General features: G+C 50.6%; 15 protein-coding genes. 9 read left to right on the top strand and 6 right to left on the bottom strand.

Annotated features, from left to right (window positions below):
- Positions 1-8: 8 nt before the first annotated feature.
- From HG1285_RS16880 to trxB, 9 genes are all read left to right on the top strand, one after another.
- Positions 9-722, top strand: coding sequence for a hypothetical protein (locus tag HG1285_RS16880; RefSeq protein ID WP_008285810.1), 714 nt, complete (start codon positions 9-11; stop codon positions 720-722).
- Entirely contained in the window at positions 715-1,662 is a 948-nt protein-coding gene (locus HG1285_RS16885; protein ID WP_008285809.1) for a cell division protein FtsZ, read from the top strand. Before HG1285_RS16880 ends, HG1285_RS16885 begins: the two co-directional genes overlap by 8 nt.
- Positions 1,663-1,712: 50 nt before the next feature.
- Positions 1,713-2,660: a DNA polymerase III subunit delta' gene (locus tag HG1285_RS16890; RefSeq protein WP_008285808.1), complete on the top strand. Its 948-nt coding sequence runs from the start codon at positions 1,713-1,715 to the stop codon at positions 2,658-2,660.
- A 5-nt stretch (positions 2,661-2,665) separates the two neighbouring features.
- A complete protein-coding gene (gene ricT / locus HG1285_RS16895) occupies positions 2,666-3,544 on the top strand; it encodes a regulatory iron-sulfur-containing complex subunit RicT (RefSeq protein WP_008285807.1) in 879 nt (292 codons plus the stop codon).
- The gene (locus HG1285_RS16900; RefSeq protein ID WP_008285806.1) at positions 3,522-4,346 is read left to right on the top strand and encodes a radical SAM protein; all 825 of its coding nucleotides are present in this window, start codon (positions 3,522-3,524) and stop codon (positions 4,344-4,346) included. The genes ricT and HG1285_RS16900 overlap by 23 nt, the downstream gene beginning before the upstream one ends.
- The gene (locus tag HG1285_RS16905) at positions 4,343-5,323 is read left to right on the top strand and encodes a YvcK family protein (protein WP_008285805.1); all 981 of its coding nucleotides are present in this window, start codon (positions 4,343-4,345) and stop codon (positions 5,321-5,323) included. The genes HG1285_RS16900 and HG1285_RS16905 overlap by 4 nt, the downstream gene beginning before the upstream one ends.
- Positions 5,301-6,830, top strand: a complete 1,530-nt coding sequence (nadB, locus tag HG1285_RS16910) for an L-aspartate oxidase (RefSeq protein ID WP_008285804.1) — start codon at positions 5,301-5,303, stop codon at positions 6,828-6,830. The genes HG1285_RS16905 and nadB overlap by 23 nt, the downstream gene beginning before the upstream one ends.
- Before the next feature lie 74 nt (positions 6,831-6,904).
- Positions 6,905-7,501 (top strand): redoxin domain-containing protein, encoded by a 597-nt coding sequence (locus HG1285_RS16915; RefSeq protein WP_008285803.1) that lies wholly within the window; start codon positions 6,905-6,907, stop codon positions 7,499-7,501.
- 14 nt (positions 7,502-7,515) lie between these two features.
- On the top strand, positions 7,516-8,493 hold the full coding sequence (gene trxB / locus HG1285_RS16920; protein WP_008285802.1) for a thioredoxin-disulfide reductase: 978 nt from the start codon (positions 7,516-7,518) through the stop codon (positions 8,491-8,493).
- A 29-nt stretch (positions 8,494-8,522) separates the two neighbouring features.
- Here trxB and HG1285_RS16925 read toward each other — a convergent pair whose 3' ends face one another.
- The 6 genes from HG1285_RS16925 to HG1285_RS17060 are packed head-to-tail and all read right to left on the bottom strand — an operon-like array spanning position 8,523 to position 12,677.
- Entirely contained in the window at positions 8,523-9,245 is a 723-nt protein-coding gene (locus HG1285_RS16925) for a 2-oxoacid:acceptor oxidoreductase family protein (protein ID WP_008285801.1), read from the bottom strand.
- Positions 9,242-10,102: a thiamine pyrophosphate-dependent enzyme gene (locus HG1285_RS16930; protein WP_008285800.1), complete on the bottom strand. Its 861-nt coding sequence runs from the start codon at positions 10,100-10,102 to the stop codon at positions 9,242-9,244. The genes HG1285_RS16925 and HG1285_RS16930 overlap by 4 nt, the downstream gene beginning before the upstream one ends.
- Positions 10,092-11,297, bottom strand: coding sequence for a transketolase C-terminal domain-containing protein (locus tag HG1285_RS16935; RefSeq protein ID WP_008285799.1), 1,206 nt, complete (start codon positions 11,295-11,297; stop codon positions 10,092-10,094). The genes HG1285_RS16930 and HG1285_RS16935 overlap by 11 nt, the downstream gene beginning before the upstream one ends.
- Before the next feature lie 2 nt (positions 11,298-11,299).
- The gene (locus tag HG1285_RS16940) at positions 11,300-11,851 is read right to left on the bottom strand and encodes a Uma2 family endonuclease (RefSeq protein ID WP_008285798.1); all 552 of its coding nucleotides are present in this window, start codon (positions 11,849-11,851) and stop codon (positions 11,300-11,302) included.
- The gene (locus HG1285_RS16945; RefSeq protein ID WP_032496245.1) at positions 11,851-12,420 is read right to left on the bottom strand and encodes a carbon monoxide dehydrogenase beta subunit family protein; all 570 of its coding nucleotides are present in this window, start codon (positions 12,418-12,420) and stop codon (positions 11,851-11,853) included. Before HG1285_RS16945 ends, HG1285_RS16940 begins: the two co-directional genes overlap by 1 nt.
- A gap of 17 nt (positions 12,421-12,437) precedes the next feature.
- On the bottom strand, positions 12,438-12,677 hold the full coding sequence (locus HG1285_RS17060; RefSeq protein WP_032496243.1) for a ferredoxin oxidoreductase: 240 nt from the start codon (positions 12,675-12,677) through the stop codon (positions 12,438-12,440).
- Positions 12,678-12,697 lie beyond the last annotated feature (20 nt).

The raw sequence follows: 12,697 nt of genomic DNA, 5'->3' as shown, positions 1-12,697 counted from the left end.
CAAATGAAATGAAGTTTGATGTAAAAGAGCTAATCGAGGATTACTTGTTAGAAGGAGGTATTCAAGACAGAATAGAAAAATTTGAACTTGCATGGGATATAAGGGATTACTTTGAAGACATAAAGCTTTCCATAAGGGAAAGTATCCTTAAAAAATTGGTCAAGAAGCTCAAGGAAAAGACAAAAAATCCCGGTGATCCGTTCTACGGATACAAACTTGAGGACAACGGCTTTCTTGAGAGGGAGAAGTATGGAAATATAGCCATATACAGGAGGGAGTGGGTTGTGAATGGAAAGCCTATATTGAAATATGGGATTGAGCATGGATTGAAGGATTACTTCAATTTATACTTCGGCATTCAAAAATGTAGTGATCAAATTCCCTTTGTTGGAAATTGGGAGAATATACAGGGTTTGCCTGAGGAGTGGAAGGAAATTTTTAGCCAGATGAAAATTAGATTAAAGGAAGCTTTACCGGGCAATTGGAAACCTTCCGATTGGTGGGTTGTGTGGAAATACTTTGATTTCTACTATGGAGGTATGTGGCAGAAGGAGTTTTATATGGAAATACTTGAGAAGAGTAAGGATAATCTGGAAGAAGGTTATGAAGCTCTTGCTGACTACTACTTTAGTGAGTTTGAAAAACTAAAGAATGCTACGGAGAACCTGGTTGATGAATTTGTAAAGCTGTATAAAGAAGCCAAGGGAGGCAGTCATGTCTAAAAGTATTCTTCCCGAAAGATGGCTCAGCGTTGTAGGGCTCGGTAGAATGGGCCGTGAAGTTCTCAATGAGTTCTGTTCCGAGATTAACCCCAGGGAAACCCAGGCTGAATTCTTTTACTTTGATAAATCTTCAGAAATTGAGAAGATGAGAAAGAATGGAAGCCTCCGTATAAACAATCTCTATTCTCTTGAAGAGCTTGAAAAAATAGAGATTCCCCAACTTAAAAATGCAGTGGGAACCATATTCGTAGCCGGTCTCGGAGGTTTTAAAACAGGTGCAAGTGCACTTGTAAACTTTGGCAGAGATATGACCACTTACTATCGGAGCTACCCTCAGGTATACGGACAGAGTAGCGTTGCTTTGGTCTCTCTGCCCTTTGAGTTTGAGGGAAAGGAGATGAGAGAGAAAGCTCTGGAAGCCCTGGAAGAGGTAAAAAAGTCGGTAGACTTCACTATAATTGTGGACTACAACAAAATTCCTTGGGAAGAACTAACTGTGAGAAAAGCTTTTGAAAGGGCGAACATACTTACATCCAGAATCTTAAAATCTATAATCCTTCCACTTACTTTGGGATGGGAGATTATATGTCTTGACTGGTTAGACTTTGTAGTTCCCTTTAAGTGTTCAACTGGGAGAAAGGTATGTGTTGGAGTGGGTAAGCCAAAGGAGGACGGAATAGAAGCTCTTGAGTCTGCCCTTGACAACCCTCTCTACGATGCAGGAATAGACATGAGGAAAGCGGAGGCTTACTTTTTGTCAGGTATGGTGGGGGAGGACATACCGTTTTCGGAGGTTGAAAGAACTATAGATTACTTTGCCAAGAAGTATGCGTCCAGGGAAAGGGAACCTTTAATCATTTTTGGGTGCTATCTTGGAAATGAACTGGGAAGACTTGCATGGACGGTTTTCGTGCCCGTGGACACTTGCCTTGATATTTAAATCCGTAGGAATATACGCCAAGATATGGAAAACTTTTGTAAATTAAAACTATGCGCCTCAGAAATCAGAGCGCCGTTAGGGAGCTTTTAGAGAGGATACAGAAGGAGAAGCGCTATCCTGGAGGTCTTCTATTTTACGGGCTGTCCGGCGTGGGGAAGACGACCGCTGCACTGGACTTCGCCCGCGGAGCCCTCTGCCTTGAGGAGAAGGAATGGGGTTGTGGTAGTTGTAGCTCCTGTCTCCACTACGATAGGGTAGCGGAGGATATCCTTTCCGGTAAGTGGGAGGGTATATCCCTTTACGATGAGTCAGACGGAAAAAAGATTCTGAAGTATCTATCAGGGGAGCACCCCGACTTCATATACGTGCCACCTTACGGGGGGTCTCTCAGGATAGACCAGATAAGGGCTGTGAAGGACTTCGCCTACATGAGACCCGCCCTTTCCCACAGGAAGGTTGTAGTTCTTGAAGATTCCCATACTATGACCAGAGAAGCTGGGAACGCCCTTCTGAAGGTTCTGGAAGAGCCTCCCTCTGACACGCTGTTTATTCTTATCTCTGAGAGCAAGGATCAACTTCTACCGACAATAGTTTCAAGAACCTATCAGGTTGAGTTCCACCCCTTAGAGGAGGAGGTCTTTTACTCCCTTTTGGGGGAGGAGAATGAAGAACTCTACCGTGTATCGGGGGGGAGCTACAGCCTTGCCAAGCTGATAAAGGATAGGGGAGAAGTTCTCAAGATGGTAGATGACTTCCTGTCTCTGAAGCCGGACACCGTATATCAAGTGGCTATAAAGCTTGACAAATCAGAGCCTGAGGACAGAGAGCTCTTCCTTGAGCTTTTGGAGGACAGATTGAGGAAGACCTTTTTGGATAAAGGACTAAATTATGATAAATTTGAGATGCTCCTTGATAGGATTTCCGAGCTCAGGAACGGGCTCGGCAGAGGCTTAAGGCTTGGACTTGGCTTGCTTTCCCTTTACGCCCTGTGGAGGTAGGTATTATGAATTACATAAAGGTAAAGAGCTTTGACACGAACAAGGTCGGTGTCCTTGAGGACTGCGACGAAGAGCTCTCAAGGGACGAGGTGGTCGTTATAGAGTCTGAGGAAAAGGGTGAGGACGTCGTCAGGGTGCTCGGTGTTTCCAAGGAGGAAGCTAAGACGGGCATAAAGTATCGCTTTCTCAGAAAAGCCACAGAGAGAGACCTTAAGACCCTCAGCAAGAACGAGAAGGAGAGCGGCAGAGCCTTCAAAACCTGCAAGCAGAAGATAAGGGAGCAGGGGCTTGAGATGCACCTCCTTAAAGCTTACATACCTCTGAACTCCCGGAAGATATTCTTTTACTACACTGCCGAGGAGAGGGTTGACTTCAGAAAGCTCGTAAGGGAGCTTGCAAAGATATTCAAGAAGCGCATAGAGATGCGCCAGGTAGGTGTGAGAGATGCCGTTCAGATCCTCGGATGGGTGGGTCTGTGCGGAGAGGTTCCCTGCTGCCTGAAGTTCATGGAGAGGTTTGACTCCATATCCCTCAAAGACATAGAGGAGCAGAACTTACCCCTATCTCCCTCCAAGTTCACGGGACCCTGCGGTCGTCTCGTGTGCTGCATGTCCTTTGAAAAGGACAACTACCTCGTCAAGCACCTACTGCCGGAAAAGGGCTCCGAGCTCTGCGTGGACGGCAAGGTGGCAAGGCTCCTTGAGGTTGATCCTCTCAGGAGTGTTGTGGTTCTTGACTTTGAAGGTAAGGCTAAGGAGCTACCCCTCGGTGAAGTCCTGCCCAAGGACTACGAAAAGGTGCTTAAGAACTGTCAGACCTGCGGTGGGTGTTGCAGGAGGTTTTCCGAAGAAAGCGCAAACTATGAGATTGCTGCACACAATTGAAGGGGAGCTCAACAGGCTCTTTATATTTGAGCTGGAGGACGGCTTTGCCGTAGAGGCGGTTCATTACAGGGGGGATACGCTCTGTGTGTCAACTCAGGTCGGATGCCACGTAAGGTGTGGGTTCTGTGCCTCCGGCAGAAGAGGTCTCATAAGGAACCTGAGCGAGGAGGAGATAGTCTCCCAGTATGAGCTCGTGAGACCTAAATTTGAGGTCAGACGTATAGCCGTGGCGGGTATAGGGGAGCCGTTAGCGAATTGGGACAGCGTCAGGGGAGCCTTCTACCGTTTCAAGGAGCTCAGTTTAAGGGTCTCCTTCTACACAACGGGTTACCCTTTAAAGAACCTCCGTGAGCTCCTGCACATGCCCCACGGCGGTGTAAGCCTCTCCATTCATTCTCTTGACAGGAGTACGAGGAAGGAGCTCATGCCCTATGCGGGAGACCTTGGGCGCCTGATAGACTTCCTGAGGGGGGAGCTTCCTTCCCTTACAGGGAAAAAAAGAAAGAAGGTAAGCCTCGCCTACCTGCTGATAAAGGGCGTGAACGACAGCGAGGATGAACTTATAGAGCTTGGAAAGCTCGCCCGGGAGCTCGGCGTTGGTGTTACGCTCCTCTACTACAACCAGGTATCCTCCTATCCTCAGCTCACCCCTGAAGAGTACGAGAGGGCTTTCCTACTCCTGCGCTCAATGGGTGTGAAGGTTACCCTCTCAAACCGTTTCAGGAAGGATAAAATAGGTGGGTGTGGAACGTTAACGGTGGATAGAAATGCCGATATAAAGAGTCAGGAGGTCGGAGTATGAAGGTTGTTGCCGTGGGCGGGGGAACAGGTCTTTCCACCTTACTCAAGGGTCTGAAAAGAGAAGTCGGAGAGGTTATAAAGGAACTCAGTGCGATAGTTACCGTTGCGGACAGCGGAGGTAGCACCGGTAGGCTCAGGAGGATATACAACATACCCGCACCCGGAGACATAAGGAACTGTATCGTAGCCCTGTCCGAGAGTGAGGAGGTCATGCAGAGCCTATTTCAGTATAGGTTTAAGGGAGACGGATTGGGAGGGCACGCCTTTGGCAACTTGTTCCTTACAGCCCTCACCGAGATAACAGGCAGCTTCCTGGAGGCGGTCAAGCTCACCTCCCAGATACTTAGAACTAAGGGTGACATAATACCCTCCACTGTGGAGGACGTCCATCTTGTAGCTCGCTTCAGCAACGGGGAGGTTGTGCAGGGCGAAGAGGAGATAACGGAGTACGGTAAGAAGAGGGAGGCTAACGTTGAAGATATATGGATAGAGCCCAGAGATGCTAAGGCGCCCATAGAGGCTATAGCCGCAATAGAGAAAGCCAACATAATCCTCTTCGGACCCGGGAGCCTTTACACGAGCATAATACCCAACCTGCTCATAAAGGACATACGGGAGGCTGTGGAGAGGAGTTCAGCCCTAAAGGTATTCATAGTCAACGCGATGACCCAGCCCGGTGAGACAGACGAGTTCACAGCTTACGACCACCTGAGGACGTTCCTTGAGATGACCCGTCTGAGCAGGGTGGACGCAGTTATAGTTAACACCAAGATGCCCTCAGGAGACATACTGAAGAAGTACCTTGAACAGGGACAGGAGCCAGTGACTCCGGACATAGCCAAGATAGCCAAGGAAGGCGTCAGGGTCTTTGCTGAAGACCTCATAGGTGACAGGGATAGCTTCGTGAGGCACGACCCCGATAGGCTCACGGAGCTTATAGTTAAAATTGTTCGTAATGAGATATTTTCTGAACTTTGATACCTCCCTGCTTCCATCAGAAAGAGCAGACGTACTCATCTGCGGTAGCGGTATAGGTGGACTCACCACTGCGATAGTCCTCAGAGAGCTCGGACTGTCCCCAGCCCTGCTGACCAGAGGGATAGGGAACACCTACTACTCCCAGGGTGGAATAGCCGGTGCGGTACATCCTGCGGACAGCCCCTACGTTCACTTCCTTGACACTATACGCGCGGGAAGGTTTCTGAACGATGAGAAGGCTACGGAGATACTCGTTAACGACGGGGTGATGAGGATAGCTGACCTTGAAAGGTGGGGTGTTGGCTTTGACAGGGAGGGAGACACCTACTCCACGACCACCGAGGGAGGGCACTCCTTTCCCAGAGTGCTCAAGGTAAAGGACTACACCGGCAGGGAGATATACACCAAGCTCCTCCAGAGGGTTGAAGAGCTCAAGATCCCTATAATTCATGGCGAGTTGCAGGAGGTTGTGGGCGACCAGAGCGTTCAGGGAGCCCTCTATCACCAGGAGGGGAGTCTGCGCTTCGTGAGGGCGAGAGCTGTAGTCCTGGCTACAGGCGGAGCGGCTTCCATGTTCCGGCACACCTCCAACCCTTCAAAGGTGAGAGGTGACGGCATAGGTATAGCTTTCAGGTCTGGTGCTGTCATAAAGAACCCCGAGTTCGTCCAGTTTCACCCCACCGTTCTAAAGGGGACAAACCTCCTGATATCGGAGGCTGTCAGGGGAGAGGGAGCACACCTCGTGGACGATTCCGGGGAGCGCTTCGTTGACGAGCTGCAGCCCAGGGACGTGGTCGCACGGGCTATATTTAATGTCCTTAAGCACGGGAGAGACGTTTTCCTTGACCTGAGACCCTTGATCGGCAGGGGGATAAACCTTGGTGAGCGCTTTCCCACAATTCTATCCTTTCTGACCGAGAAGGGCATAGACCCTGCCAGAGAGCCGGTTCCCGTTGTGCCCGCCGCCCACTACTACATAGGGGGTATTGAGGTTGACATATCCGGAAGGACTTCGGTGGAGGGTCTCTATGCGGTGGGTGAATGCACCTGCACAGGTGTTCACGGAGCCAACAGGCTCGCCTCCAACTCTCTCCTGGAAGGTGTGGTCTTTGGATACAGGACAGCCTACCGGCTGTACCTTGACATAAAGTTCCTCAGAGAGAGCAGAGCTGACTTCAAGAACTACAGGGAGTGCAGCTCCAAGCTACCCTTCGGGTTTGAGGAGCTCAAAGCCGTTATGTGGGAGAACGTGGGTTTGGAGAGGGAGGAAGAGGGTCTCCTCAAGGCGAGACACACCTTGACGGAGTGGCTCCTGCACGCCGAAAGGGCTGAGCCCTCTGTAGAAAACAGGCAGTTGTTTGACCTTCTCTTGGTTGCACTTGCCACCGTGGAGGGGGCTCTCTTCAGAAAGGAGAGCAGGGGAGTCCACTACCGTTCCGATTACCCTTACGAGAGGGAGGTGTTCCGGAGGGACACAGCCATAAACCCCGGTGATATACTAGGGTGAGCCCAATCATATTGACAAATTATATTAATTGATAATAATTATCATTAACCCAAATCTTAAAGGAGGTAACTGGAATGGAAGCAGTAAAGGTAGGCGGTAAGGTACCCAACTTTGAACTTGAGGTCTACGACCCCAAGACGGGTGGCTTTGGCAAGGTCTCCCTTGAAGACTTCATGAGGGAGAGGAGATGGCTCGTTCTGTTCTTTTACCCTGCGGACTTCACCTTCGTCTGTCCAACGGAACTGGCAGACCTCGGAGAGCACTACAGCGAGCTTGTTGAGATGGGCGTTGAGGTTGTCTCCGTATCAACGGACACCAAGTACGTCCACTTAGCCTGGCAGCGCTCCGAGAAGCTCTTGGAAAATGTCCGCTATCCCATGGGTGCAGACCCCACTGGGAAGGTATCCAGGATGTTCGGCGTTTACGACGAAGATACGGGGCTTGCCCTCAGGGGCACCTTTATAATCAATCCCGATGGAATTCTCGTGGGCTCTGAGATAAACTACTACAACGTGGGAAGGAACGCAGAGGAGCTCGTGAGGAAGATGAAGGCTAACGTTTATCTTATGAGCCACCCGGACGAGGCTTGTCCGGCTAAGTGGGAACCGGGCAAAAAGACCCTAAGACCCTCTGAGGACATAGTGGGAAGAGTCCACGAAGCTCTGGATTGAACGGAGGTGATGGAATGGGTGTAGGCTTTGGACTCAACTACCAGCCCGAAGAGGTGTATGACGTGATAATAATAGGGGCGGGACCCGCCGGGTCTACCGCCGCCCTCTACACCTCCAGAGCGGGACTTAAGACGGTGGTCCTTTACAGAGCCGAGGCCGACGGAGCACTCGGTGTTACCCAGCAGATAGAGAACTACCCAGGGGTTCCGGGACCTATATCCGGCTACGACCTTCTCAAGATAATGAGGGAACAGGCTAAGAGCTTTGGGGCTGAGTTCGTCAGGGGCAAGGTGATAGCGACCGACTTCTCCGAAGAGGTCAAGAAGGTCTTCACCATAGACGGCAGAGAGTTCAGGGGTAAAACCTTGATAGTAGCCTCTGGGGCTATGGAGAGGGCAAACAAGTTCAAGGGCGAGGACGAGTTTCTCGGACGTGGAGTCTCCTACTGCGGCGTGTGCGATGCGGCGTTCTTTAAAGATCAACCCGTGGCGGTGATAGGTGAGGACGACTATGGAGTTGAAGAGGCAGAGTTCATAGCGAGGTTTGCGAGCAAAGTTTACTTTGTAGTTCCAGGGAGCAAGATAAAAGCACCCCCAGACATAATAGAGGAGTTTGAAAAGCTGGATAACGTGGAGGTTCTCTTGAGGCACAGAGTCCTTGAGATAGTCGGAGATCAGCTCGTGAAGGGTCTGAAGCTCAAGGATGTGGCTAATCAGGAGGAGAAGCTCTTGGAGGTGAACGGGGTATTCATATTCCTCGGAGGCACGAAGCCTTCGGTAGACTTCCTCATGGGTCAGGTGGAGATGACCGAGGGAGACTGCATAGTAGTAAATGAGGAGATGATGACCTCAGTGCTGGGTGTGTTCGCCGCAGGTGACGTCCTCTGCACGAACATAAAGCAGGCTGTCATAGCGGCAGCCGATGGGTGTAAGGCAGCCCTTGCCGTGGACAAGTTCGTGAACAAGAAGGCAAAGATAACCTCTCAGTGGTAGTGAATGAAGGGGGCAAAGCCCCCTTGTTTTTAAACCTTCGCGGCTTCCTGGGGGCTTGGTAGCCAAGCCTCTATGCCCTTCTCACGGGCGAAGCCCTGAGCCATTTCGTAAGCAGCCTTGGCGGTGTTTATGTTCTTCTCTATGAGCTCTAACTTCTTCTTGAACTTCCTCTCTATAGCAGAGTCCAGAGACATGGTTCCACCGGAGGCGACGAACTTCTTCAGGAACCTCGCCTTTATACCTTCCTCTATGGCGTCCATACCCACTATCTGAGTGGCTCCGAAGAAGGCTCCCAACATAGCCATGTTGGTGGCGAGCTCCGTTCCGGCTATGTCCATGGCGAACTTGGTGGCTGGGAAGTTAAAGACCCTAACGTTCATGGACTCAAGGTATTCGTGGTCTCTCTCGGTGAGGAGGTCTTCCTCGGTGTTTATGATTATGAGTCCGTTCTTCTTTATACCGGAGTAGAAGGGCATGGTGTAGGACTTACCCATGGTAATGACCTGTGAGTGGAAGACCATTATCACGTCGGGGTAAACCACCTCTCCTCTGTCGTATATGGGGTCTATACCTATCCTCACGTAACTCTCCGCGGGAGCCATCCTCTTCTCGGCTCCGAAGAAAGGGTTAGAGACCGCGTAGTATCCCGCGTAGTCGGCGGCGGTAGCCATTATGTGGGCGGCGGTAACCGCACCCTGACCACCTATGGCGGGCATACGAACGTTGATCCTTCTCCTCTTGGGCTGGCTCATATCAGACCCTCCTCTTTCTTCTTCTGAATGACCTCCTTAGCTTCGTCGGTCATGTATTCAAAGAACTTGAACCTCTCCTTGTCGGTTCTCCTCATCTCCTCAAGACCATCGTCGGAGTTGAGACCTATCTCAAGTATGCAAGGGGTGTACAGGTGTATGTACGTGGGACCCACTTCCCTTGCCACGTATATAGCCTGCTTTATCACCTTCTCCACCTTCTTGGGAGATGAAACGGTCATTCTAACGACATAATGGCACCCGGAGTCTATGGCGAGTTGCCACATGGGAACCTTGTCCCACTGCTTGCCCTTGGGAGCCATCTTAAAGACGTGACCTCTAACGGTCATTCCGCTCTCCTGACCACCCGTGTTGGCGTAAACCTCGTTGTCAAAGCATATGGTCGTTATCTTCTCCTGCCTGAAAAAGGACTGGAGGGTGCAGTCAAGACCTATATCAACGGTAGCTCCGTCACCTGCGAGGACTACAACGTCCTTGACCTTGTCGGGAAACCTCCACTCAAGAACCCTCTTTATACCGGAAGCGACGGCGTTCTGGTTACCGAATAGGGAGTGGACGGTGTGCAGGGCTATGTGAGGGAAGACCAGAGATGTGCAACCCGTGGAGTTCACTATTATGGTGTCCTCGGGGTTGGGGAGTGAAGCTAGTATGTACCTGAAGGCTGCGGATTCGGGACATCCTGCACATAGGGAGTGTTCCTCTATGAGCTCCTTGGAGTAGGGAAGATCCATAACTCCTCTTTTGGGGTTGCCCCAGGTTGCCTTCTCCTCAAGGTCAACTATCTCTGGAGGCATAAACTCTTTCAAATCCTCGTTTATCTTAAAAACCTTATACGACATGCTTCACCTCCTTTCCAAGGAATTGGAGAATTTCCTTAACTATGAACTCGGGAGGCATGGTCATACCACCCGCAACCCTCGGAGAACCTATGACGGGCACATCAAGGTTTCCGTATAGGGCACGCCTTACCTCCCTCTCAAGCCAACCTATCACGTTGAACTCAGGAACGAAAACGTACTTGGCACCCCTGAGAGCTTCTATGAGCTCTTTCGTTGGGAACGGTCTGAGGGTCTTGAGCCTGACGACCCTTGCCTTTACCCCTTCATCGTGGAGGAGCATCAGGGTAGCTTCCTTAGCCTGTGCAGCGGCGGTTCCAGAGGCAACGAAGACTATGTCAGCCTCGGGATCTCCGAACTCCTCTATGAGACCTCTAAGGTAGTGCTTGGCGTAGGGCTTTGCCCTTTCTATAGCAGCCCTGACCTCAAACTGCCAGCTGGTATGTGCCGCGTAGGATATGTAGTTGGACTTCATGACGTAAGGGTCTCTTAGGAACCTTCCGGGAGCCATCTCCATGTCCAGAGGAACCATAGGAGACTTATAGGGGTTGTACGTAGGCAGAGCTATGTCATCGGGCGGGAGCATGACCGCCTCTCTGGTGTGGGATATGAAGAAGCCGTCTATGGCGGTTATGACGGGAACGTGGACATCAGGCTGTTCTGCCACCACGAACCCTGCCAGTATCATGTCAAAGAGCTCCTGTGCGGTCTCTGCGTGCCATATCATACAACCCGTATCCAGCAGGAAGGATATCTCAAGGTTGTCGGGCTGTATGGTCAGCGGAGCGTTCACACCTCTCGCCATGAGAACCAGCTGAATGGGTAGTCTTGAACCAGCCCACATGGGGAAGTTTTCCATCGCCCTGAGTGTTCCCGGTCCCGAGGTGGTGGTTATAGTCCTCGCTCCAGCCATGGAACACCCGGCTACCTCTGACATAACACCGAACTCGGACTCACCTCTGAAGTAAACGCCCACGTATCCTTCAACCCACAGCTCACCTATCAGGTGTGCAGCCTCCGACTGGGGGGTGATGGGGTATGACACTGAAGCATCAACGCTCGCTCTCTTGACCGCTTCCTTAACCACTTCTGAACCTGTCATAAACTGCTTCTCTCTGGGCGCTTCAAAGAGAAGATAGTCGGGAGAGACTATCCTCTGCCCGGCTCTATTGTATTGAACCTGCTCGGTTTTCTCCATGCCTACACCTCCTTAAATAACTCACCTAAATTTAGTTCAAAACCCTTGAGATTACATGACTTGACACTGCCCTCTTCGTAACCGAAGGAGCAGATCTCGTAAGAGCCTCCCTTGAGGGTGAATACTTCAACAGCCCTCTCTCCGGGAAAGACGAGCCAAAGCTCTTTGACTCCATGCTCGGCGTATATCCTTTTCTTGTCTTCCGTGTCCCTCTTTAGAGTTGAAGGTGATATAACTTCAACCACCAGATCTGGGGCTCCGAACACTCCCTTTTCCTTAACTATCTCGGATCTCTCTTTGGACACAAACACGACGTCCGGCTGGACTACATTTGTATCTGAGAGGATCACATCCACAGGTGATACGAAAACCTCTCCGAGGTTTTTCTCCTCAACGAAATTGTCTAAGAGCATGACTATTCTTTTAACAAGTCTTTGATGTGTTGTGCTCGGAGCTGGCATCTCAAGAAGTTCTCCTTCTATGACCTCATACCTCTTGTCGTCATCAAGCCCGAGGTAGTCTTGGTAAGTCCACCTCTTGGTTGCGGTTGCCATTACTTGCCCAGCTCCTTCTTGACCTCTTCAGCCACTCTGATGAACTTCTCAAGCTCCTCGGTGTGCTGATCTCTGAGTGTTATCATGGCGTCCTCGTGACCCGCATTACCGCATAGGGCTATGGTGAAGCAGTCCGTCTCCGCCCTGATTATCTTGAGGGCAACGTTGGCGTAATGGCAGTGAACGCCCACGAATATGCACGCCTTTATGTTGTTGTGCCATATGGTCAGGTTGGGGTGGTTGGGGTTTATCTCCTTCTCGGGGTCAATCTTTGGATACTTCGGTCTGTAGTCGTACATGGGTATTATCTTGGCGTTGAGGGTCTCAGCTATCCTCCTCACGAGCTTTGCCTTCTCCTTAGCTTCTTCGTTCCATGCGTAGAGAACCTGTGGACCCGGAAATATGGTGGCGTTCTCTCGGGTAAGCATAGCCTTTGCGGCTTCCCTCATGGCGACTTCTTCGTCAACTATCTCGTTGAAGAGCAGAGCCTTTCCAGGGGGAGGGGTGAGGATATCCTCATACATAGCTACAGGATAGGGAGAATATCCTGAAGGACCTAATTTAGCCATAACTTACCTCCATAAATTTATCTAACTCCAGCCACGTCCCTGTTCTCTGCGTAAACCATCTCTATGGAATCACGTTTCAGAAGATTTGAACAGACGTAAACGCAGAGCGCACATCCCTTGCATCTCTCGGTAAGAACGTAGGCGTGGTGGTCATCGTCGGTATACATCAAGGTATTGGGTTCTGGGCAAAATAGGGTGCACTGTTTACAGTTGTATTTTGTGCATTCATCACGAATCACCTGAGCGACATAATACATTCTCCTGCCTCCTCACAGAC

The organism is Hydrogenivirga sp. 128-5-R1-1 (genome assembly GCF_000171895.1).
The sequence above is the reverse complement of the archived record's forward strand: the minus strand, read 5'-3'. Positions and strand labels throughout refer to the sequence as shown.